Genomic DNA, 20,604 nt, shown 5'->3' on the forward strand with positions numbered 1-20,604 from the left:
CGCCGAAAGGGGCAGCCTCAGTCGCGCTCCCGGGGGGCCTCCCCCAGGTGGGCGCGGGCGAAGGCCAGGGATTCGGCCAGCCACTCATCGCGCATCGAGACGTCCTTGGCCTTGCGGGTGGAGACCTCCACCCCCACCACCCCGTGCCAGTCCACCGCCGCCAGGTGATCCAGGGTCTCGGCCACCGGCTGGGTGCCGTGCCCGGGCCGCAGGTGCTCATCCATGATGGCCTTCCCGGAGCCGTCGGTCAGGTGCACGTGCCCCAGCCGGCCGCCCAGCTGGCGCACCGCCTCCAGGGAGTCCGTGCCGGAGGCCGCCGCGTGGGAGAAGTCCCAGGTGACCCATTCGTAGTCCTGATCCAGCGGGGACCAGTGCGGGGCGTAGGCCTGCACCGAGTGTCCGCGCACCGTCCACGGGTACATGTTCTCCACCGCGATCTTCACGCCCTCCTCCCGAGAGATCCGGGAGACGTGCTCGGCGAAGCCGCGGGCGTAGCGCCGCTGCCACACGAACGGCGGGTGGGCGACCATGACGTCGGCGCCGACCCGCTCCACCATCTTCGCGGCCAGCCGGATCTTGTTCCAGGCATCCCCCCACACATGCTGGGTCAGCAGCAGGGTCGGGGCATGGATCGCGGCGATGGGCAGCTGGTGCTTCTGCTGCAGGTCCAGCAGCTCGTCCGGGTCCCGGGACAGCGGGTTCCCGGTGATCATCACCTCGACGGCGTCATAGCCCAGGTCCTGCGCGGTCGCGAAGGTCTCCGGGACCCCCAGCGGGTAGCAGGCCGAGGTGGACAGGGCCACCGGCCGCGCCAGACCGGGCACCTCCGGCAGGGGCGCGTCGTCGGGGGCGGGAAGGGAGGGGGTGGACACGGAAGAGATGCTCCTAGGCGAGGTCCGAGAGGGTCTTGGGGTCGATCATCGCCGTCGGCCCCTGGGCGGAGTTCAGCCGCTCCATCCGGCGCAGGATCAGGCCCTCGCGCAGGGCCCACGGCACCGAGCGCATGGTCTCCACGCCGTACAGCTCCAGCGCGGTCTCCGCGACGATGCCGCCGGCCAGGATCTGCGCGGCCCGCCGAGCGGAGACCCCGGGCAGGTCCCGCCGCTCGGCCACGGTCATGGCCTCCATGCGCCGGGTCCACAGCCGCAGGTCCGTCAGGTGGAACTCCCGCTTCACGTAGGGACCGGCCGAATAGGGCGCGGCCCCGCAGATCCGGGACAGGGAGCGGAAGGTCTTGGAGGTGCCCACCACCATGTCCGGGGTGCCGGCCGCGCGGATCTTCTCCACCGCCGGCTTGAGGGTCTGGCGCACGTGCTTGCGCAGCGCCTTGATCTCCTTGGGCTTGGCCGGGTCGTGCTCGATGAACCGGCGGGTCAGGCGCCCGGCCCCCAGCGGCACGGACACCGCGGCGTCGGGCAGGGCGTCCTGGCCGATGGACATCTCGAAGGAGCCGCCGCCGATGTCCAGGTCCAGGATCGTGCCCGCACCCCAGCCCTGCCAGCGGCGCACCGCGAAGTAGGTGATCGCGGACTCCTGGTCCCCGGAGATCTCCGTGAGGGTCACCCCGGTGCGGGACTGCACGTGCTCCAGCACCTGCGCGCCGTTGCCGGCCTCGCGGATGGCCGAGGTCGCGAAGGCCAGCAGGTCCTCGGCGTCGTGCGCGGCGGCGAAGTCCCGGGCCTCGGCGACGAAGCTGGTCAGCAGGTCCCGCCCCTTCTCGGAGATGTCCCCGTCCTCGGTGAGGTGCTGCACCAGCTGCAGCGGCATCTTGTGGGAGGCGTAGGGCTCCGGGCGGGAGCCGGGGGTCACGTCCAGCAGCAGCAGGTGCACCGTGTTGGAGCCGACGTCGAGCACGGACAGACGCATGGGTTCAGGCCTTCCCGGTGGTCTTCGCCGACGACGCCGCACCGGAGCGCTTCGCCGTCGTCTTCTTCGCGGTCGTCTTCCTGGCGGTGGCCTTGGTCCCGGTGGTCTTCTTGGCCGTCGTCTTGTTGGCGGGGCTCTTCCGGGCGGGCTTCTTGGCCGGGCCCTTGGCCCGCTTCTCCGCGAGCAGCTGCACGACCCGCTCGGTGGTCAGGCCCTCCAGGGTCTCCGAGCGGGGCACCGTCACGTTCGTCTGCCCGTCGGTGATGTACGGGCCGAAGCGCCCGTCCTTGACGACGATCGGCAGGTCCGTGCTCGGGTCCTTCCCGAACTCGGCCAGCGGCGGCTTGGCCGCGGCCCGCCCGCGCTGCTTGGGCTGGGCGTAGATCGCCTCGGCCTCCTCCAGGGTGATCGTGAAGATCTGTTCCTCGGAGGCGATCGAGCGGGAGTCCAAGCCCTTCTTCAGGTACGGCCCGTAGCGCCCGTTCTGCACCGTGATCTCGGTGCCCTCGGCGTCCTTGCCGACCACCCGGGGCAGGCTCAGCAGCTTCAGCGCCTCCTCCAGGGTCACGGTGGCCAGGTCCATGGACTTGAACAGCGACGCCGTGCGCGGCTTGGCGGCCTTGGGCTTCCTGATCGGCTTGGGCTTGCCGTTCTTGTAGTACTCGACGGGCTGCTCGGCCTTCCAGCGCTCGAACTCCTCGTCGGTCATCTCCGGGATGAGCTCGGTGACGTAGGGTCCGAACCGCCCGTCCTTGGCCACGATCATGTGCCCGGATTCCGGGTCCACGCCGAGCTCGCGCCCGTCGGACTTGCCCTGCTCGATCAGCTCCCGCGCCTTCTCCGGGGTCAGCTCATCCGGGGCGAGGTCCTGCGGGATGTTGGCCCGGATCGGGTCCGTGACCTCCCCGGTCTGCTCGTCCACGCCGCCGCCGGACTCCAGGTACGGCCCGTAGCGGCCCACCCGCAGGGTGATCCCCTCGGCGATCTCCACCGAGTTGATGGCCCGGGCGTCGATCTCCCCGAGGTCCTCCACGATCGGCAGCAGCCCGTGCTTGGTCTCGTTGCCGTAGTAGAAGCCGGTCAGCCACTCGTCCTTGCCCTGCTCCCCGCGGGCGATGCGGTCCAGGTCCTCCTCCATCTCCGCGGTGAACTCGTAGTCCACGTACTTGGAGAAGTGCTCCTCCAGCAGGCGCACCACGGAGAACGCGATCCACTGCGGCACCAGGGAGCCGGAGCGGTTGGCCACGTACCCGCGGTCCACGATCGTGGAGATCACCGCGGCGTAGGTGGAGGGCCGCCCGATTCCCAGCTCGTCCATGGCCTTGACCAGGGAGGCCTCGGTGTAGCGCGGCGGCGGGGCGGTCTCGTGCCCGTCGGCCGCCACGTCGCGCCCGGTCAGCGCGTCGCCTTCGGCCAGCTTCGGCAGGCGCTTGTCCTGCCCGCGCCCGTCGGCCTCCTCCTCGCGGGCGGCGTCGCGGCCCTCCTCGTAGGCGGCGAGGAACCCGCGGAAGGTGATCACGGTGCCCGACGCCGAGAACTCGGCGGTGCGCCCGTCCGCGGTGCGCGCGGCCAGGCGGATCGAGGCGGTCTGGCCCTTGGCGTCGGCCATCTGGGAGGCGACGGTGCGCTTCCAGATCAGCTCGTAGAGCCGGAACTCGTCCGCGGAGAGCTGGGACTTCACGGCCGAGGGTGTGCGGAAGGAGTCCCCCGCCGGGCGGATGGCCTCGTGGGCCTCCTGGGCGTTCTTGGACTTGGAGGCGTAGTGGCGCGGGGACTGCGGGACGGACTCCGCCCCGTACAGCTCGGTGGCCTGGCGGCGGGCGGCGTTGATCGCCTGCTCGGACAGGGCCACCGAGTCCGTGCGCATGTAGGTGATGTACCCGGACTCGTAGAGGCGCTGGGCCACCTGCATCGTGGAGCGGGAGGAGAAGCGCAGCTTGCGCGCGGCCTCCTGCTGCAGGGTCGAGGTGGTGAACGGGGCGGCCGGGCGGCGGGTGTACGGCTTGGTCTCCACCGAGGTCACCACGAAATCAGCGCCCTCCAGCGCGGCGACCAGTCCACGGGCGGTCTGCTCGTCCAGGTGCGCGACCTTCCCCCGGGAGGCCGGCTTCAGGGCGCCGTCGTCGGCGAAGTCCCGGCCGGTGGCCACCCGGGCGCCGTCCAGGGCGGACAGGCGGGCGGTGAAGGACTCCTCGGCCTTGGTGGCGAAGGTGCCGGTCAGGCTCCAGTACTCGGCGGCGCGGAAGGCCATCCGCTCCCGCTCCCGCTCGACCACCAGGCGGGTGGCCACGGACTGCACGCGCCCGGCGGACAGCCCCTGCTTGACCTTGCGCCACAGCACGGGGGAGAGCTCGTAGCCGTAGATGCGGTCCAGCACCCGGCGGGTCTCCTGGGCGTCCACCAGGTCCGCATCGATCTCCCGGAGGTTCTCGAAGCCGCGCTGGATGGCCTCCTTGGTGATCTCCGGGAAGGTCAGCCGGTGCACCGGGACCTTCGGCTGCAGCACCTGCAGCAGGTGCCAGGCGATGGCCTCGCCCTCCCGGTCGCCATCGGTGGCCAGGTACAAGGCGTCGCTGTCCTTAAGCAGCCGCTTGAGCTCGGCGACCTTCTTCTTCTTGTCCGGGCTGATGACGTAGTACGGCTCGAAGTCGTGCTGCACGTCCACCGCGAACTTCCCGTACGGGCCCTTCTTCATCTCGGCGGGCAGCTCCGAGGGCTGGGGCAGGTCGCGGATGTGCCCCATCGAGGATTCGACGACGTAGGCGTCGCCCAGATAGCCCCCGATGGTCTTGACCTTGGAGGGGGACTCCACGATAAGGAGGCTCCTCCCGCTGCCCTTGCCCTTCGCCTGTGCTGGCACGTGACTCCTTCGGAATCGAGATGACCGGTGGATGAGTGGATGCGGTTCCCACGATAGCCGAGGACGCCGCGGGCCCCGCCGAGCATCCCCAGGCCGGGTGCGGGCGGGGTCGGACTCAGCCCGCGGCGGGAGCGGCGCCCGACGTCGTCTCCGGCAGCACCAGGAACCCGCGCTCCACGAGGGTGCGCACCCGCGCCAGCAGGGCCACGGCCGGGTCCGGACCCTCCCAGCCGAGCAGGGCGCCCAGGGCGTCCAGGATCTGCCCGACGGACAGCTCGCCGTCGCAGGCGGAGACGAAGCCGGCGTCCTGCGTGCTCAGCAGCTCGGTGCGCCGGAATCCCGCCCCCTGGCGCAGCAGGATCACCCCCGGGTGCTCCGCTCCCGGGCGCTGGTGGCGCTCCTCCGTGACGTCCTCGCCCACCGTCAGGTGCTGTTCGCGCAGGGCCGCATCGTCCAGGCCCGCCGCGGCGTCGTGGGCCGCAACAGCCGCCGTCAGGAACGGGGCCAGCGGCTGCTGCAGCGGGTGGGTGATCTCCTCGAAGCGGCGCAGGGCCCGCCCCTCGGCGTCGGCGGGGGCCTCGGACTCGGCGGGGCGACGCAGCCAGACCATGCCGAAGCCGACGGCGGCGACCCCGCGGGCCGCGAAGTCCTCGAGGTAGGCCAGGAACGCCTCCTCGTAGGCCGCCGGATCCCGCTGCTGGCTGGCATCGCGCAGCCAGGTCTGGGCGTAGCCCTCCGGGGTGAGCTCCTCGCGCTGCACGAACCACGCCTCGGTCTCCGCGCCGACCCACTGGCGGGGCCGGGTGTCCCAGTCCGCCTGCTGACCCGGCGCAGTGGCGGGGATCTCCCAGTTGGCCAGCAGCTGGGCCCGACCGCCGGGGACCAGGTGCTCGGGCAGCTCGCGCACCAGCCGCTCCACGAGCTGATCCCCCGCCATCCCGCCGTCGCGGTAGGTGTAGCGCCGCCGCGGATCCTCCCCGGGGGTGCGCGGGGTGATGACGAAGGGAGGGTTGGACACGATCAGCTCGAAGCGCTGTCCCGCCACCGGCTCCAGCAGGCTGCCGCGCAGCAGCCGCACCCGCTGCTCCGGGTGGGCCGGGTCCAGGCCGAGGGCCGCGGCGTTGAGCACCAGGTTGAAGCGGGTGAAGGCCAGGGCGCGCTCGGAGAGGTCCGTGGCGGTCACGTGCCGGGCGTGGGCCAGCAGATGGAAGGTCTGGATGCCGCAGCCGGTACCCAGGTCCAGGGCCGTGTCCACGGGGCGGCGCTCGGTGATCTGCGCCAGGGTCAGGGAGGCCTGCCCGATGCCCAGCACGTGATCGGCGGGCAGCGCCCCGGGGTGCTGGTGGGCGCCCAGGTCCGAGGCCACCCACAGGTCCGTGCCGTCGTCGGCGGAGTGCGGGCGCAGGTCGAAGGCCGCCCGGTAGCGGGGCGCGGCCGCCGGGGCATCGGGGGCGTCGGTCTCGGGGTCCTCGCTCGCGGGGGTGAGGAAGCCGAGGTGATCCAGCAGCCGGGCGGCGCCCTCGCCGAGGGTCGCGTCCAGGGCCTCAGCACTCAGGGTCCCGGCCAGCAGGAAGAAGTCCACGGCCCCGGCCAGCCGACGCCGCCCCGCGGTGACCCGTGCGCCGTCGGGCATCGCGGCGGTGCCGGCCAGGATGGTGCGCACCCGGTGCCGGGCGGGGGCGATCTGATCCCGGGCCATCGCCTCGAAGGGCCCCTCGCCCAGCAGGGCCAGGACGCCGTCGTAGGAGTAGTCCACGGCGGCCAGGGCCTCGGCCAGGGATTCGAGGGCTGCGGGGTCGTCGCTGCGCGGGGCGTGCGGGATGCGGGAGAAGGCGGGGGCGTCGGAGGTCACGGCCTCCAGTCTCCCACGACGCCGAGCACCCGCCGCGCGGCGCACGAGATTGGTTCACAGATCAAGCGTTATCGCGCACAATGGCAGGATGAGCACCGATCAGCACAGCACCCGCGGCACCTACGTGACCCCGGGGCAGGAGTACACCCGGGACACCGACTACATCGAGGACCGCATCCTCGCGGACACGGGGCTGGCACCGGGCACGGATGAGCGCGAGCGCGGCGTCTGGCCCGTGGAGGCCGGGCGCTACCGGCTCGTCGCGGCGCGCGCCTGCCCGTGGGCCAACCGCACGCTGATCGTGCGGCGCCTGCTGGGCCTGGAGGAGGCGATCTCCGTGGGCATGCCCGGACCCACCCACGACGCCCGCTCCTGGACCTTCGACCTGGATCCGGACGGGGTGGACCCGGTCCTGGGCATCGAGCGGCTGCAGCAGGCCTTCCTCAAGCGCTTCCCAGACTACCCCAAGGGGATCACCGTGCCCGCCGTCGTCGACATCCCTTCCGGGGAGGTGGTGACCAACGACTTCGCGCAGATCACGGAGGACTTCTCCAAGCAGTGGCGGGCCTTCCACCGCGAGGGCGCCCCGGACCTGTGGCCGGAGGCCCTGGAGGAGGAGATGCGCGCGGTGATGAAGCGGGTGTTCACCGAGGTCAACAACGGGGTGTACAGGTGCGGGTTCGCCGGCTCCCAAGAGGCCTACGACGCCGCCTATGAGCGGCTGTGGACCGCGCTGGACTGGCTGGAGCAGCGCCTCTCCGAGCGCCGCTACCTGATGGGCGAGCACATCACCGAGGCGGACGTGCGCCTGTTCACCACGCTGGTGCGCTTCGACGCCGTCTACCACGGGCACTTCAAGTGCAACCGGTCCAAGCTCACGGAGCTGCCGAACCTGTGGGGCTACGCGCGGGACCTGTTCCAGACCCCGGGATTCGGGGACACCATCGACTTCCAGCAGATCAAGCGGCACTACTACGTGGTGCACGAGGACATCAATCCGACGCAGATCGTGCCCCTGGGCCCGGACACCTCCGGGTGGCTGACCGGGCACGGGCGCGAGGCGCTGGGCGGGTCCCCGTTCGACGCCGCCGCGGGGGCCACCGCCCCGGGCCCGGTGCGGGAGGCGGAGCGGGTGGCCGCCGGGCACAACCCGCTGTACCCGGCGGCCTAGTCCCGCTCCGGTCCTGCCCCGGCTCGGACCAGGCCCGGCCCAGCCGAGCCCCGGGTTCCGCCGGGGCTCGGCATTCAGGCGCGGGAGGACTCGGTCGCGGGCCGGGTCAGCGCTCAGTCGCGGGCCGGCGGCGTCCAGACCTCGGCTTCGGAGTCCTCGCCGTAGTAGTGGCCGTGGGGCAGGGTCTGCAGCTCGATCAGCATCCCCCACGGGGCCTTCACGTACACGCTGCCGTTGCCCTCGGTGTCCTCGTGCCGGGAGTTGCCGTGCACCTCGGACAGCGCCTGCCCGCCGGCGTCGATCAGCCGCTGCCGGCTGGTCTCGATGTCGTCGGTGTAGACGCTGAGGTGGTTCAGCCCGTAGTCGGCCAGGCCCGCGGCCGGCTGGTGCGGGCCCTCGATCTGGAACATCTCCAGGCTGGGGCCCGTGCCGATGACGATCATCCGCTGCCGCACGATCTTCGCCCCGGCCGGCAGGCCCAGCTGCCGCTCGACCTCCTCGCCCTGGCGCGGCTCGTCCTGCCCGGTCAGCCCGTCGTAGGCCACCTTGGCCCCGAGCCCCTCCCGCAGGAAGCGCGTGGCCTCCTCCAGGTCCGGCACCGTCACTCCCAGGTGGTTGATTCCCCTGATCTCCTGGGCCGTCATGGGCCCTCCTCACGTTCGCTCCGGTGGATTCACCGGCTGATCAGCGGCGACGCCGGGTGGCCTCGCTCGTCCTCCCCGAGCCTACGTCGCCTGCCGCGGCCTCGTCGGCCGTCAGTCGCCGAGGCGGAAGGCGCGCCCGGTGATGTAGTCCGGGGCGATCTCCACGTACTCGAGCTTCTCGGTGCGCAGCCAGGGCTTCAGCCCCAGCGCGTCCACCTTCGCCGTCTCCTCCGGGTCCGTGAGGATGCGGGCGGTGCCGCGGACCATGACGCTGTAGGCCGTGCCGCCCTGCACCGAGTCGATCTCGAAGGCCACGTGCGGGTTCAGCTGCAGCGTGGTGAGCTTGGAGCCCTTCGCGGAGCGGAAGTACAGGTGCCGGTGGGAGGCGACGATGTTCAGCGGGGTGATGTCCACCCGCCCGACGTCGGCGGTGCCCAGGCGTCCGAAGCGGGCCGCCTCCAGCAGCTGCCAGCTCTCGTCCAGGCTCAGCTCCCGCACCCGCGGCTCCTGCTCCTGCCGGTCCTGACCGGAGATGTTCATCGGAAAGCTCATGCGGCCATTGTCCCATGATCCACCCGCACATGTGAGCTGCGCGACCCGCTGCGGCGACCCCCGGACCGGGCCGCACCGGGGCCCGGGCGCCCGTCCCGCGCCCGCGGTGCACAATGGACGGGTGCCCGCCCCCGTCCCCGCCGAGAACCCGCAGCTGCGCGCCCTACACCTCGGCAGCCAGCCCCCGGAGATCACGCACGTGCGCGTGCTGCCCGAGCGCGAGGCCGTCGTCGCCGACTGGCCGGACTGGGCCCATCCGGCGGTCATCGATGCCTTCCGCGGGCTGGGCGTGCCCCACCCCTACCGCCACCAGGCGCTGGCCGCCGACGCCGCCCACGCCTTCCAGCGCACGGCCCGCGCCCGGGCCCGGCAGGCGCGCCGGGCAGGAAGGATGGTCTCCCCGCGCGGCGGCGAGCACCTGATCCTGGCCACCGGCACCGCCTCCGGCAAGTCCCTGGCCTACCAGCTGCCCGCCCTGGATGCGGTGCTGCGCGGGGAGGTCGGACCCGAGGAGGGCGGGGCGGCGGAGCCGGCGACGGTGCTGTACCTGTCCCCCACCAAGGCCCTGGCCGCGGATCAGCTGACCTCGCTGCGAGCGCTGGGCCTGTCCGCGGTGCGCGCGGCGACCTACGACGGGGACACCCCGACCGAGGACCGGCGGTGGATCCGGGACTACGCGAACGTCATCCTGTGCAACCCGGACATGCTGCACGCAGGGATCCTGCCGAACCACGAGCGGTGGGGGCGGTTCCTGCGCCGGCTGACCTACGTGGTGGTGGACGAGGCGCACGGGTACCGGGGCGTGTTCGGGGCGCACGTGGCGATGGTGCTGCGCCGGCTGCGCCGGGTGGCCGCCCTGCACGGGGCCGCGCCCACCGTGATCGGCGCTTCGGCCACCTCGGCCCGACCCCGGGAGTCCTTCGCCCGGCTGCTCGGGGCGGAGCCGGAACAGGTCACCGCCGTCACCGCGGACGCCTCCCCGCACGGGGCGGTCACGGTGCTGCTGTGGGAGCCGCTGCTGGAGGAGGAGGTCGCGGACGGTCTGGCCGCCGGGCACCGCCCGTCCGGCACCGGTGGGTCGATCCCGTCCTCTTCCGCCGACACCGCCCCGCCGGTGCCCGGGATCGGGCCGGGGCAGGGGCGCCCCGGGCCCGGGGAGAACGGGGTGCCGCGGCGTCGCTCGGCCCTGACCGAAGCGGCCCAGCTGCTCACCGAGCTGGTGGCCGAGCAGGTGCGGACCATCGCGTTCATCCGCTCCCGGCGCGGCGCGGAGACCCTCGCCCGGATCGCCCAGGAGAGCCTGGGCGAGCTGGATCCGGCGGTGGCCCACCGGGTGTGCGCCTACCGCTCCGGGTACCTGCCGGAGGAGCGGCGGGAGCTGGAGCGGCAGGTGCGCTCCGGGGAGATGCTCGGGGTGGCCTCCACCCCGGCCCTGGAGCTGGGCATCGACGTCGCCGGGCTGGACGCGGTGCTGGTGGCCGGCTGGCCCGGGACCCGCGCCTCCTTCCAGCAGCAGATCGGGCGGGCCGGCCGGGCCGGGCAGGAGTCCCTGGCGGTGCTGGTCGCCGGGGACGACCCGCTGGACACCTACCTGGTGCACCACCCGCGGGACGTCTTCGACGTCGCGGTGGAGACCACCGTGTTCGACCCGCACAACCCGTACGTGCTGGCCCCGCACCTGTGCGCGGCCGCCGCGGAGCGCCCGATCCGCCCCGAGGAGCTGGACCTGTTCGGCCCGCGGGCCGAGGCCCTGCTGGACGGGCTGGTGCGCGACGGCTACCTGCGGCGGCGCCCGACGGGCTGGTTCTGGACCCACCCGGAGTCCGCGGCCGCCGCGATCGACCTGCGCGGGGCCGGGCGGCGCCTGCAGATCATCGACGCGCAGACCGGCGGGATCATCGGCACGATGGACGACGCCCAGGCGCACCGGCAGGCCCACCCCGGGGCGATCTACGTGCACCAGGGCCGCACCTGGCACGTGGAGGAGCTGGATGAGGCGGGCGGGGCCGTGCTGGTGACCCGGGCGCACCCGGATTTCTGGACCCAGGCGCGGGACATCACGGAGGTCTCGGTGCTGGAGACCGAGCGGACCCGGGACTGGGGGCCGGTGCGGGTGCATTCGGGCACGGTGCGGGTGCGCACCCAGGTGGTCTCCTTCCAGCGTCGGGCCGTGGCCACCAACGAGGTCATCGACGAGCAGCCCCTGGAGCTGGCGCCGCAGGAGCTTCTGACCCGGGCCGTGTGGTGGACCGTGCCCGGACCGGTGATGGCGGGGCAGGGCGTGGCGGAGCCGGAGTTCCCCGGGGCCCTGCACGCCGCCGAGCACGCCGCGATCGGCCTGCTGCCGCTGGTGGCCTCCTGCGATCGGTGGGACATCGGCGGGCTGTCCACCGCGCTGCACGCGGACACGGAGCTGCCGACGATCTTCGTCTACGACGGATACCCCGGCGGGGCGGGCTTCGCCGAGCACGGCTTCGACGTCGCCCGCGCGTGGCTGAGCGCGACCCTGGAGGCGATCCTGGCCTGCGAGTGCGAGACCGGGTGCCCGTCCTGCGTGCAGTCCCCCAAGTGCGGCAACCGGAACCACCCGCTGAGCAAGGCAGGCGCTGTGGCCCTGCTGCGGGGGATGCTGCAGACCGCCGATGAGGACGCCGAGCCCGGATCCGCCGCCGACCCGGATCACGAGCCTGATCCCGCGGACCCCGAGGGCGGCGGACCGGCCCGGGCCACGCCGTAGGCCGGTCCCAGCAGCCGCGCCCCCACGGCCAGATCCACGGCGACCCGCACGTCCATGATCTCCGGGTCCTCCGGAGCGGGTGCGCAGGAGACCATGCGGGCCCGGTTCTCCCGGGCGGTGCGCGCGGCCTCGTCGCAGGCCACCCCGGGGCGCAGCCCCCGGGCGGTGTCCGCGGCCGCCAGGGCGGCCAGATCCGCGGCCGTGGCCGCCCGATGGGTGCACAGGGCCACGTGCCCCAGCAGGCACACCGCGGCCAGCAGCACCCCGATCACGGCGATGATCCCGACCATCGCGACGGTGGAGGCCCCGCGCTCCCCGGCCGGCTCCGGCGCCGTCGGCCCGCGCTCCCGTCCCGATCGGAGAAGCTCCGGCGCAGCCCACCGGCGCGGCCCGGGCGCTCGGCGCGGGCGAGGGATTCGGTGCGGCGGGGTCCGGCCGGTCATGGCTGGGCCTCCCGTGCGGCATCGGCCCGGGCGCTGTCCACCCGGGTCGTGGCCTCGGCGGTGATCTCCAGCCCGCCCCACGCCCCGATGATCCCCGGGGCCCGGGTGCGCACGGAGACCGTCGCGCTGTCCCCAGTGGTGGCCACGCCGATGCGGGCCTCGGCCCCGATGATCTCGCGGGCCGTGCGCTGCGCCTCGGCCGGGGGATCCCCGCGGGCCAGAGAGCGGGCCGCCAGCCGCGCGGCCTCCTCGGCCCGCACCGACGTCGCGGCGCAGGCCCCGGCCCCGAGCACCACGGCCAGCAGCAGCACGATGCACGGCAGGACGACGGCGAACTCCGCGGTCGCGCTGCCCCGCTCGATCTCGGTCGGGTGCGCGGGCCCGGGACCGGTGTGCACCGGCCCCGGGCCGTTGCGGTGTCCCATGGCTCAGCCCGTGGACAGCGCGGTGCGGAGGATGCCCATGAGCAGCTCCTTCACCTCGCCGGACTTGAGGATGACCACGAGCAGACCGGCGAAGCCGACGGCGGCGAGCATGACGATGCCGTACTCGGCGGTCGTCGCGCCCAGCTCCGGGTCATCGGCCCCGGCCCGGCCGGGGTGGCGGACCACGTCACCGGTGAGCGCCGGCGGGTCCTGGACGGCTCGGTCCCCGGCGGGCCGAGGGTCCGCCCCGGGATCCGCGACCTCCGGGGCGGGGGCCGCCTCGGTGGCCGCGGGGTGCGCGGTCTCGGGCTGCGCGGGGGCGGGGTCCGCGGCCCAGATGGGGTCCGCGGTGGGGGCGTTCGGTTCGCGTCGCATGATGCGTCCTCTCCTCGTTCTCTTCTGGATCACCCGGAGGCTTCGGCCGACCGGGGGTTCTTGGGGTCACCACAGGGCGGGGACCAGGCCGATGAGCACCGGGACCACGCCCAGGCAGACGAAGGCGGGCAGGGAGCACAGCCCCAGCGGCAGCATCAGCCGGACCCCCAGGGCCGCGGCCTGCTGCTGGGCGTCGCGGTGGCGTCGGTTCCGGATCCGCCCGGCCTGCGCCCGCAGCAGCGCGGCCGCCGGGGCCCCGGTGCGCACCGCGATGTCCAGGGCCTCGCGCAGGGTCCGCAGCTCCTGCGCCTGCTCCCCCGGGCGGCGCTTCCTCTGTCTCAGTGGGCTCTGGCCTCGCAAGCTCTGGCCCCGCAGGCTCTGCCCCCGCGCCCGCTGGCTCTGCGCCCCCTGGTCCGCGGCACCCGCCCAGGCCCGGTCCCAGTCGAGGCCGGCCTCCAGCAGGGCCGCGACCCGCCGCAGCGACGTCGCGCGCTCCACCTCGGCCAGGACCGAGACCGCCCGGGTCACGGACAGCCCGGCGTCGAGCATCGCCCCGATCAGCTCCAGCCGGATGGCCGCCGGAATGCCCGCCGCACGGGAGGGCTCCCGGGCGACGGCGGAACCCGCCCGCCGCAGCGGATGGCGCCCCCACAGCGCCAGGACCGCGCCGAGGATCATCGCGAAACCAGTCATGGCGCGGCCTCCTCGGCGCCTCGGACCAGCCGACGCGTCCAGAGCAGTCCCGCGGCGGAGAGTCCGAGCCCGAGGGCTAAGGCCAGATGTCCCCAGACCATCCCGAGCAGCACCCCGAGCGGGTCCGTGCCCATGACCATCCCCAGCCCGAGGCCCAGCAGCGGCAGGGTGGACAGGATGCGGGCGGTGGCCTTGGGGCCGGCCAGGGCGGTGTCCCGGGCGGCCAGGGCATCCAGCTCGTCCTCCACGGCCCGGGCCAGGCCCTCCAGCACCCCGGCCAGCGGGGCCCCGGTGCGCCCGGAGACCGCCCAGGCGGCCGCCAGCGCATCGCGCACCGCCCGGGATCGGGGGTGGTGCAGCCGGGCCGTGCGCAGGCTGCGGGCCGGGTCCGCGCCGAGCAGGGCCCCCTCGTGGGCGCAGCGGATCAGCTCGTCGATGTCCCGCCCGACCGCACCCGCCTCCTCCCGTGCCTCGCCGCGGCCCTGCTCGCGCAGCGCGGCCCAGACGGCGGCCGGTTCGATGCCCGCCCGCAGCAGGGCCGCCATCTGCTGGATCAGCGCCGGCCACCGTTCCAGATCGATCCGCTGCGCCACGGCCCGCCGGGAGCCGCCCACCGCGCGCATCCTGCCCAGCAGTTCGTCCCACGGGGCCGGGCCCGTCTGGCGGGATGAGTCCACGGGCAGCGGTCGGGACCTCCCGACGCGGGGCCCGAGCAGCAGCAGGAGGCTCCCGGTGATCAGCAGCAGGGTCGCGCTCATGTCCACTCCTCCCCCGGTGTCTCCCCGAGCCCCAGCAGCCGACACAGCGCGGGCAGGCCCGGGCCCGGGTGGGCGGCGTCGTTCTCCGGGCAGATCCACGCCGGGCACACGGACAGGCCCTCGCCGCCCGCCGCGCCGGACGCGCCGCCAGCCGCCGGGGCGCGCCCGACGTCGTCCGGGCCGGGAAGCGCGCCGGGCAGGCGATCGTCCCGGAAGACCCCGATCTCCCGGACCCGGCGCCCGCGGGGTCCCCGGTCCAGGTGGATCACGGCCCCGAGCCCGGTGAGCACCTGCCGGCGCACGGCCTCCGGCGCCAACCCGGCCAGGGCCCCCAGGGCCAGCAGCCGGGAGGGCACGGCCTGCGCCGAATTGGCGTGCAGGGTCCCTCCCCCGCCTTCGTGGCCGGTGTTCAGCGCCAGCAGCAGATCCTTCAGCTCCTCCCCGCGGCACTCCCCCAGGACCAGCCGATCCGGACCCATGCGCAGGGCCTCCCTGATCAGGGCGGTCAGCCCGATCCCGCCGGTGCCCTCCGCGTTGGGCTGGCGGGTCTGCAGGGAGACGACGTGCGGGTGCTCGGGGCGCAGCTCCGCGGAATCCTCGATCAGCACGAGCCGCTCCCGGGCCGGGCACAGCCCCAGCAGGGCGTTGAGCAGGGTGGTCTTGCCCGAGCCGGTGGACCCGGAGATCAGGAAGGAGATCCGCGCGGCCACGATCCGGCGCAGCAGCCGCGCCGTGGTCTCCTCGCACAGCCCGGAGGCGCACAGCTGCGCGAAGTCCGGGCGGTGCTCCGGCTGCAGCCGGATGGACAGCAGCGGGTGCTCCGGGGCCACCGGGGGCAGCACCGCGTGCACCCGGTACCCGGCCGCGGTCTGCACATCCGCGCAGGGGTGGCTGGTGTCCAGCCGGCGCCCCGCCAGGGTGATCAGCCGCACCGCGAGCTCCCGGACGGCGTCGTCATCGGGGAAGGCGAGGTCCCGACGCCGCGGTCCCTGGGCGCCGTCGGTCCAGATCTCCCCGGGGGCGTTGACGTAGATGTCGGTCAGGCCCGGTTCGTCCAGGAGAGGCTGCAGGATGCCCAGGCCCCGCAGCTCCGCCCGCTCGGCCTCCCAGCGGGCCAGGCGCCCGCTCGCGCTGCCCACCCCGCGCATCACACACCCACCTCGAGGGAGCGCCGGGCCAGTCCGGGCCCGGCCTCGGACCCGCCGGGGGCCTCGGCGGCGGCCAGGGCGGCGTCGGCCACCGCGGCCACGGGGCGGCGCAGGCCGCGTCGTCGGGAGACCTCCAGGAGGGCGCCGTCATCGTAGGCGGCGTACACGGCCGGCACGTGGGGCAGCGCCGCGGCCAGCGGGGCGCCGAGGATCTCGGCGACCTCCGCATCGGAGACGTCGCAGACCCGCGGGCCGGCCCCCACCGGCACGATGGGCAGCACCGGGGCCCACCGGCGCATCGCCGACTGGGCCTGGCAGATCCCCCGCAGCGTGAAGGGCACGAGCAGGACCAGGACGCTGCAGCGGGAGACCCACTGGGTCTCCAGGCCGCCCGGCGGGACCATGGCCGCGGCCGAGCCGAGGTCGATCACGGGCAGGGCCACCGTGCCCAGCGCGTCCACGACGCTCCACCGCCCGGCATCGGGCCGGGTGCCGAACCCGGGGTGCGCGGGGTCCGCGGTGAGCACCGGGATGCCCTGCGGAGCAGGAAGGGAGGCCAGCAGCCGGGCCGGCTCCGGGCGCCGCGGCAGGGCCTCGAGCTGCTGCCAGCGCAGACCGTCCAGGCTGCGGGCGCTCAGGCACGAGTCCAGGCCGATGCTCGCCGCGACGGCGTCCACCACCACGGGTTCGCGTCCGTCCTCCCGCAGCCGGTCGGCCAGCCACAGGGACAGGGCGGAGGCCCCGATGCCGCCGCTGGCCCCGAGCACCCCGATCCGCGGGTGCCCGGGCTCTGCGGCCCCCTCCTGAGCCAGGTGGTCGGCCAGCCAGGCCCGGCCCTGAGGCAGCAGCACGACGTCGGGCTGGCGCCACACCGCGCCGATCCGGTGGGCCGCCGCCCACGGGTCCGCGCCCCCGCTGATCCCGGCGATCACCGCGGGCCGGCGCGGCTCCGGCGGGGCCGCCGGGCCGATCAGCAGCTGGTGCAGGCCGGGGACGTCGTCGGCCTGCACCAGCAGCACGTCCTCAGGGCCGCACAGTGGCGGGTGTTCGGCATCGGCGGTGCGCAGGGACATCCGGGCGGCCCGGGCGACATCCTCGGCGATGCCGAGGAACCCGGGGGAGCTGCCCCAGACCAGCACGCCGCGTCCGCTCTCCGGGGCCCGGTGGGCCGGTTCGGCGCCGAGGCGGTCGGCGATCAGCCGCTCGGCCTCGCCGTCGGGGGCGGGCGCGGGGCGCAGGGGTCGGGCCCGGTCCGGGATGCTCAGGGGGCTGGCCGCGGTGGTTCTCATGGGCCCACCCTGCCCCGCGCGCCGCACCGGCCCGCCGGCCCGGCCCCGGTCCTGCGGGCCGACTGTGGAGGACGCCCGGGAATCCGCGGTGGCATGCGCCCCTGTGGATGCCCGCCCGCCTGGGATGATGGGTCCATGCACATCCTCCTGGGCCCGGCCCCCGCCGCGGACGACGCCGCCGCAGGCCACGCTCGCGACGCCTGGCGGCTCGTGCGGCCCGAGGCCCCGGATGACCCGGCCGACGGGGCATCGCCGGTGCCGCGGCGCTTCCGCGAGGTCCCGTGGGAGCAGCTGGGCGAGGCCGTGGGGGCGACGCTGCGGTCCCTGCCCGCCGAGGAAGCGGCCCGGATCCGGTGGGTGCTGCCCTCGTGCCGGGAGGTGATGCCGCAGCTGCTGGCCTCCGGGGTCTCACCGGATCGCTGCTGGGATCTGACCCTGTGCCAGCGCATCCTCACCGGAGTCGCCTCCTTCCCGGACGGGACGCTGGACTACACCCCGACGGTGCCGCTGGACCCGCAGCAGCAGGAGCGGCCGCCGGGCCGCCTTCCCACACCGCGGGCGGATCCCGCGCAGACCTCCCTGTTCGACGCCCCGGCCGCCGCGCGGGGCCCGGCCCGCCCGGATGCTGCGGTCCTGGCGGCGGAGTTCCGCGCTCAGGAGGCGGCGGTGCGCGCCTCCCCGGCCGCGTCCCGGCTGCGGCTGCTGCTGGCCGCGGAGTCCCAGGGCGGGCTGATCGCCCAGGAGATCGAACGCGAGGGCCTGCCATGGGACCGTGCGGTGCACGAGGCGCTGCTGGAAGACCTGCTGGGCCCGCGCCCGCCGGAGGGGCAGCGGCCGCAGAAGATGCAGGCCCTGGCCGAGCGGATCGCCGAGCAGTGGGGCCTACCCCGGGTCAATCCGGATTCCCCGCAGGAGCTGCTGCGCGCCATGCAGTCGGTGGGCATCACGGTGGATTCCACCCGCAAACACGCCCTGCTCGAGTGGGCCGAGCACGGCGGCACCCGGGCCCCGCGCCGTCGGGAGATGATCGCCCCGGTCCTGGAGTACAAGGGGCTGTACCGGCTGTGGACGGCCAACGGGTGGCACTGGCTGGACGAATGGGTGCGCGACGGCCGCTTCCACGCCCGCTACGTGGTGGGCGGGGTGATCACGGGCCGGTGGGCCGCGCACGGGGGCGGGGCCCTGCAGATCCCGCACGCGGTGCGCGAAGCCGTCCGGGCCGACCCCGGGTGGGTGCTCACGGTGGCCGATGCCTCCCAGGTGGAGCCGCGCATCCTGGCCGCGATGGCCCAGGACCGGGCCCTGGCCGTGGCCGGGCAGGGCCGGGACCTGTACGAGGGGATCGCACGGCTCGGGGAGCGCACCGGCTCGGCGCTGACCGAGCGCAAGGCCGCGAAGGTCGCGCTGCTGGGCGCGATGTACGGGGCGAGCACCGGGGAGGCCGGGGCCCTGGTGCCGCACCTGCGGCGGATGTTCCCCGAGGCGATCGGCCTGGTGGAGCAGGCGGCGTCGGTCGGGGAGCGCGGCGGGCAGGTGCGCACCTGGCTGGGGCGCACCTCGCCGCTGCCGGATGCGGACTGGTCCGCGGCCGTCGCGGACGTCTCCACGGCCGCCGCGGAGGCCCGTTCGGTGCGGCTGCGTCGGGCGCAGGGCCGGTTCACCCGCAACTTCATCGTGCAGGGCACGGCCGCGGAGTGGGCGATGTGCTGGATGGGCGAGATCCGGCGGCGCCTGCGCGGCGCGGGAACGGGGGACCCAGCCGGGCCCGACGGCGCCGGGGCCGACGATGCCCCGGGCCCGCTGCGCACGCGCCTGGTGTTCTTCGTCCACGATGAGGTGGTGCTGCACGGTCCCGCCGAGGAGGCCCCGGCGGTGCGGGCTATCGTCCGGGAGGCGGCGGCCGTCGCCGGGCGGCTGCTGTTCGGGCAGGCCCCGGTGGAGTTCCCGCTGACCGTGGCCCAGGTGAGCTCCTACGCCGAGGCGAAGTGAGCCGGGCGGCATCCCCGTCCCGACGGCGCCCCGCCGGCAGCGGCCGACGCCGCGCCCACGGGACTCACCGCGGGGCGAGACTCACCGCGCCGACGGGACTCACCGCGGGGCGGGGATCCTGCGGGTGGCGTCCCAGGGCAGCTCCCAGCCCAGCCGATGCAGCAGCCGGTCCAGGAGGATGCCGGTGAATCCCCAGATCGTCACGGATTCCGCGCCGACGGGCACCGTGAAGGCGGGCGTGTGATGGGTCGCGGTCCCGCGGGTCACTGTGGCCAGGTGCCGGTGGGAGGGGTCCAGCAGGTCCCGGACGGGCACCCGCACGACGAGCGAGGACTCGGCGTCGTCCACCACCTGCACCGGGGACGGCTCACGCCACCAGCCGAGCACCGGGGTCACGAGGTGGCCGCTGACGGGCAGGGGCACGGGGGCCAGGCGCCCCAGGACGTCGATGCCGGCCCGGTCCACCCCGGTCTCCTCCACGGCCTCGCGCAGCGCGGCCTCCACGGCCGGATCCTGCGCGGCCCGGTCCTCGGGGTCCACCCGGCCGCCGGGGAAGGCGGGCTGCCCGGCGTGCTGGCGCAGCGTCGCGGCGCGCACGAGGATCAGCACGTCCGTCTCCGCCACAGGTGCCGCGGCGCGGGCGCCGTCGCTGACGCCGATGCCGGCGCCGTCGCGGGGGCCGAAGAGCATCAGCACGGAGGCCTCCCGGGCCCTGCCGGCGGGCAGGTTCCCCAGCCGCCAGGGCTCGCGGTCCACCAGCTGCAGCCGCTGGCCCCGCGCGCCCAGGGCGGCCAGCTCCGTCCGGGCCTCCCGGGCCAGGACGGCCCGCGCCGCCGCGGTGCCCAGCCCGCCGGACGGCGCGGTCGAGGCCGCGGCGGCGTCGCGCTCAGGCACCGAGACCGTACCCCTCGGCGCGCAGCTGCCTGCGGGTCGCACCCTCCAGGAACCGCCGGTGCAGCTGCTCCCGGCCGGGGGCGAACTCGTACTTGAGCAGCCGGGCGGCGGCCTCCGGGTCGGTCTCCCCCGCGCCGTAGGACGGGCACAGGTCCGCGACCGGGCACACCCCGCAGGCCGGGCGCCGGGCGTGGCAGATGCGCCGCCCGTGGTAGATCAGCCGGTGGGAGAGCATGGTCCAGTCCTTCGGCGGGAACAGCGCGGCGACGTCGTGCTCCACCTTCACCGGATCCTCCTGCTCGGTGAAGCCAAAGCGGCGGGCCAGGCGCCCGAAGTGCGTGTCCACGGTGAGCCCGGGGCGGCCGAAGGCGTTGCCCAGCACCACGAACGCGGTCTTGCGCCCCACCCCCGGCAGGGCCGTGAGCCCCTCGAGGGTGTCGGGGACCTCGCCGTCGTGCTCATCCACGAGCCGGTCGGCCAGCGCGATGATCGAGCGGGTCTTGGCCCGGTAGAAGCCCAGGGGGCGCACGATCTCCTCGACCGCCTCGTGCGGGGCCTGCGCGAGATCCTGCGGAGTGGGGTAGGCGGCGAACAGCCCGGGGGTGACGGCGTTGACCTTCACATCCGTGGTCTGCGCGGAGAGCACGGTGGCCACCAGCAGCTGGAACGGGGAGTCGAAGTCCAGCTCCGCGACGGCGTAGGGGTAGGTCTCGGCGAGGATGCGGTTGATGCGCCGGGCCCGGCGCACCCGCCCCGTGTGCGTCTCCTCCTGCCCCCGACGACGCCGCCCGGCCGCCCCGGCGCGGGCCTTGTCCTCCGGGACGCGGCGGATGGCCGGTCCGGGCGCGTCGACCGAGGTGGGCGGGGTCTGCGGGGCGGATCCGGTGGGGCTCATGATCTCCGAGGGT

The 20,604-nt window shown here is 74.8% G+C and carries 18 protein-coding genes; 3 read left to right on the forward strand and 15 right to left on the reverse strand.

The annotated features are described in order from the left end of the window. Positions 1-17 precede the first annotated feature (17 nt). The 4 genes from AC0VXQ_RS08600 to AC0VXQ_RS08615 all read right to left on the reverse strand — a co-directional run bounded on the left by AC0VXQ_RS08600 (position 18) and on the right by AC0VXQ_RS08615 (position 6,578). Positions 18-872, reverse strand: a complete 855-nt coding sequence (locus AC0VXQ_RS08600; protein WP_375542915.1) for a sugar phosphate isomerase/epimerase family protein — start codon at positions 870-872, stop codon at positions 18-20. A gap of 13 nt (positions 873-885) precedes the next feature. Next, positions 886-1,866 (reverse strand): Ppx/GppA family phosphatase, encoded by a 981-nt coding sequence (locus AC0VXQ_RS08605; RefSeq protein WP_058748409.1) that lies wholly within the window; start codon positions 1,864-1,866, stop codon positions 886-888. 4 nt (positions 1,867-1,870) lie between these two features. Further along, positions 1,871-4,726 (reverse strand): type I DNA topoisomerase, encoded by a 2,856-nt coding sequence (topA, locus tag AC0VXQ_RS08610; RefSeq protein ID WP_058731163.1) that lies wholly within the window; start codon positions 4,724-4,726, stop codon positions 1,871-1,873. Between the two features lie 115 nt (positions 4,727-4,841). After that, positions 4,842-6,578 (reverse strand): methyltransferase, encoded by a 1,737-nt coding sequence (locus AC0VXQ_RS08615; protein WP_224800048.1) that lies wholly within the window; start codon positions 6,576-6,578, stop codon positions 4,842-4,844. An 88-nt stretch (positions 6,579-6,666) separates the two neighbouring features. Here AC0VXQ_RS08615 and AC0VXQ_RS08620 point away from each other — a divergent pair, with 88 nt between their 5' ends. Next, entirely contained in the window at positions 6,667-7,749 is a 1,083-nt protein-coding gene (locus AC0VXQ_RS08620) for a glutathione S-transferase family protein (protein WP_129357727.1), read from the forward strand. Positions 7,750-7,862: 113 nt separating this feature from the next. On the opposite strand, the gene AC0VXQ_RS08625 is transcribed toward AC0VXQ_RS08620, so the two are convergent. Together AC0VXQ_RS08625 and AC0VXQ_RS08630 are read right to left on the reverse strand one after the other, a co-directional pair. After that, positions 7,863-8,393: a VOC family protein gene (locus AC0VXQ_RS08625; protein ID WP_058731161.1), complete on the reverse strand. Its 531-nt coding sequence runs from the start codon at positions 8,391-8,393 to the stop codon at positions 7,863-7,865. Positions 8,394-8,504: 111 nt separating this feature from the next. Further along, on the reverse strand, positions 8,505-8,945 hold the full coding sequence (locus tag AC0VXQ_RS08630; RefSeq protein WP_224800047.1) for a pyridoxamine 5'-phosphate oxidase family protein: 441 nt from the start codon (positions 8,943-8,945) through the stop codon (positions 8,505-8,507). 121 nt (positions 8,946-9,066) lie between these two features. On the opposite strand from AC0VXQ_RS08630, the gene AC0VXQ_RS08635 reads away from it, so the two are divergent. Continuing rightward, the gene (locus tag AC0VXQ_RS08635) at positions 9,067-11,682 is read left to right on the forward strand and encodes a DEAD/DEAH box helicase (RefSeq protein ID WP_224800046.1); all 2,616 of its coding nucleotides are present in this window, start codon (positions 9,067-9,069) and stop codon (positions 11,680-11,682) included. On the opposite strand, the gene AC0VXQ_RS08640 is transcribed toward AC0VXQ_RS08635, so the two are convergent. From AC0VXQ_RS08640 to AC0VXQ_RS08670, 7 genes are all read right to left on the reverse strand, one after another. Further along, positions 11,625-12,125, reverse strand: coding sequence for an Rv3654c family TadE-like protein (locus tag AC0VXQ_RS08640; RefSeq protein ID WP_129357724.1), 501 nt, complete (start codon positions 12,123-12,125; stop codon positions 11,625-11,627). The two genes, AC0VXQ_RS08635 and AC0VXQ_RS08640, sit on opposite strands and share 58 nt — an antisense overlap. Next, positions 12,122-12,550 carry a TadE family type IV pilus minor pilin gene (locus AC0VXQ_RS08645; RefSeq protein ID WP_058731158.1) on the reverse strand — a complete coding sequence of 143 codons (429 nt, stop codon included), beginning with the start codon at positions 12,548-12,550 and terminating at the stop codon, positions 12,122-12,124. The genes AC0VXQ_RS08640 and AC0VXQ_RS08645 overlap by 4 nt, the downstream gene beginning before the upstream one ends. A gap of 3 nt (positions 12,551-12,553) precedes the next feature. After that, positions 12,554-12,925, reverse strand: coding sequence for a DUF4244 domain-containing protein (locus AC0VXQ_RS08650; RefSeq protein ID WP_475528389.1), 372 nt, complete (start codon positions 12,923-12,925; stop codon positions 12,554-12,556). Between the two features lie 66 nt (positions 12,926-12,991). Continuing rightward, positions 12,992-13,618 carry a type II secretion system F family protein gene (locus AC0VXQ_RS08655; protein WP_475528391.1) on the reverse strand — a complete coding sequence of 209 codons (627 nt, stop codon included), beginning with the start codon at positions 13,616-13,618 and terminating at the stop codon, positions 12,992-12,994. Beyond that, positions 13,615-14,376 (reverse strand): type II secretion system F family protein, encoded by a 762-nt coding sequence (locus AC0VXQ_RS08660; protein WP_061225352.1) that lies wholly within the window; start codon positions 14,374-14,376, stop codon positions 13,615-13,617. The genes AC0VXQ_RS08655 and AC0VXQ_RS08660 overlap by 4 nt, the downstream gene beginning before the upstream one ends. Continuing rightward, positions 14,373-15,524 (reverse strand): TadA family conjugal transfer-associated ATPase, encoded by a 1,152-nt coding sequence (locus tag AC0VXQ_RS08665; protein ID WP_061225351.1) that lies wholly within the window; start codon positions 15,522-15,524, stop codon positions 14,373-14,375. The genes AC0VXQ_RS08660 and AC0VXQ_RS08665 overlap by 4 nt, the downstream gene beginning before the upstream one ends. Further along, entirely contained in the window at positions 15,524-16,813 is a 1,290-nt protein-coding gene (locus AC0VXQ_RS08670; RefSeq protein ID WP_061225350.1) for a CpaE-like family protein, read from the reverse strand. The genes AC0VXQ_RS08665 and AC0VXQ_RS08670 overlap by 1 nt, the downstream gene beginning before the upstream one ends. 135 nt (positions 16,814-16,948) lie before the next feature. Here AC0VXQ_RS08670 and AC0VXQ_RS08675 point away from each other — a divergent pair, with 135 nt between their 5' ends. Beyond that, positions 16,949-18,802 (forward strand): bifunctional 3'-5' exonuclease/DNA polymerase, encoded by a 1,854-nt coding sequence (locus AC0VXQ_RS08675; protein ID WP_475528396.1) that lies wholly within the window; start codon positions 16,949-16,951, stop codon positions 18,800-18,802. A gap of 99 nt (positions 18,803-18,901) precedes the next feature. On the opposite strand, the gene AC0VXQ_RS08680 is transcribed toward AC0VXQ_RS08675, so the two are convergent. Together AC0VXQ_RS08680 and nth are read right to left on the reverse strand one after the other, a co-directional pair. Further along, entirely contained in the window at positions 18,902-19,696 is a 795-nt protein-coding gene (locus tag AC0VXQ_RS08680) for an NUDIX hydrolase (RefSeq protein WP_260007056.1), read from the reverse strand. Next, positions 19,689-20,591: an endonuclease III gene (gene nth / locus AC0VXQ_RS08685; protein ID WP_196825899.1), complete on the reverse strand. Its 903-nt coding sequence runs from the start codon at positions 20,589-20,591 to the stop codon at positions 19,689-19,691. Before nth ends, AC0VXQ_RS08680 begins: the two co-directional genes overlap by 8 nt. Positions 20,592-20,604 lie beyond the last annotated feature (13 nt).

The sequence above is a fragment of the Rothia sp. QJM3NY_36 genome (genome assembly GCF_056173115.1).

Excerpts from the sequence above, each read along its gene's own strand:
- AC0VXQ_RS08665 (WP_061225351.1), bottom strand. The coding sequence starts at position 15,524 with ATGCGCGGGGTGGGCAGCGCGAGCGGGCGCCTGGCCCGCTGGGAGGCC.
- nth (WP_196825899.1), bottom strand. The coding sequence starts at position 20,591 with ATGAGCCCCACCGGATCCGCCCCGCAGACCCCGCCCACCTCGGTCGAC.
- AC0VXQ_RS08630 (WP_224800047.1), bottom strand. The coding sequence starts at position 8,945 with ATGAGCTTTCCGATGAACATCTCCGGTCAGGACCGGCAGGAGCAGGAG.
- AC0VXQ_RS08670 (WP_061225350.1), bottom strand. The coding sequence starts at position 16,813 with ATGAGAACCACCGCGGCCAGCCCCCTGAGCATCCCGGACCGGGCCCGA.
- AC0VXQ_RS08620 (WP_129357727.1), top strand. The coding sequence starts at position 6,667 with ATGAGCACCGATCAGCACAGCACCCGCGGCACCTACGTGACCCCGGGG.
- AC0VXQ_RS08625 (WP_058731161.1), bottom strand. The coding sequence starts at position 8,393 with ATGACGGCCCAGGAGATCAGGGGAATCAACCACCTGGGAGTGACGGTG.
- AC0VXQ_RS08675 (WP_475528396.1), top strand. The coding sequence starts at position 16,949 with ATGCACATCCTCCTGGGCCCGGCCCCCGCCGCGGACGACGCCGCCGCA.
- AC0VXQ_RS08605 (WP_058748409.1), bottom strand. The coding sequence starts at position 1,866 with ATGCGTCTGTCCGTGCTCGACGTCGGCTCCAACACGGTGCACCTGCTG.
- AC0VXQ_RS08650 (WP_475528389.1), bottom strand. The coding sequence starts at position 12,925 with ATGCGACGCGAACCGAACGCCCCCACCGCGGACCCCATCTGGGCCGCG.
- AC0VXQ_RS08640 (WP_129357724.1), bottom strand. The coding sequence starts at position 12,125 with ATGACCGGCCGGACCCCGCCGCACCGAATCCCTCGCCCGCGCCGAGCG.
- AC0VXQ_RS08660 (WP_061225352.1), bottom strand. The coding sequence starts at position 14,376 with ATGAGCGCGACCCTGCTGCTGATCACCGGGAGCCTCCTGCTGCTGCTC.
- AC0VXQ_RS08645 (WP_058731158.1), bottom strand. The coding sequence starts at position 12,550 with ATGGGACACCGCAACGGCCCGGGGCCGGTGCACACCGGTCCCGGGCCC.
- AC0VXQ_RS08655 (WP_475528391.1), bottom strand. The coding sequence starts at position 13,618 with ATGACTGGTTTCGCGATGATCCTCGGCGCGGTCCTGGCGCTGTGGGGG.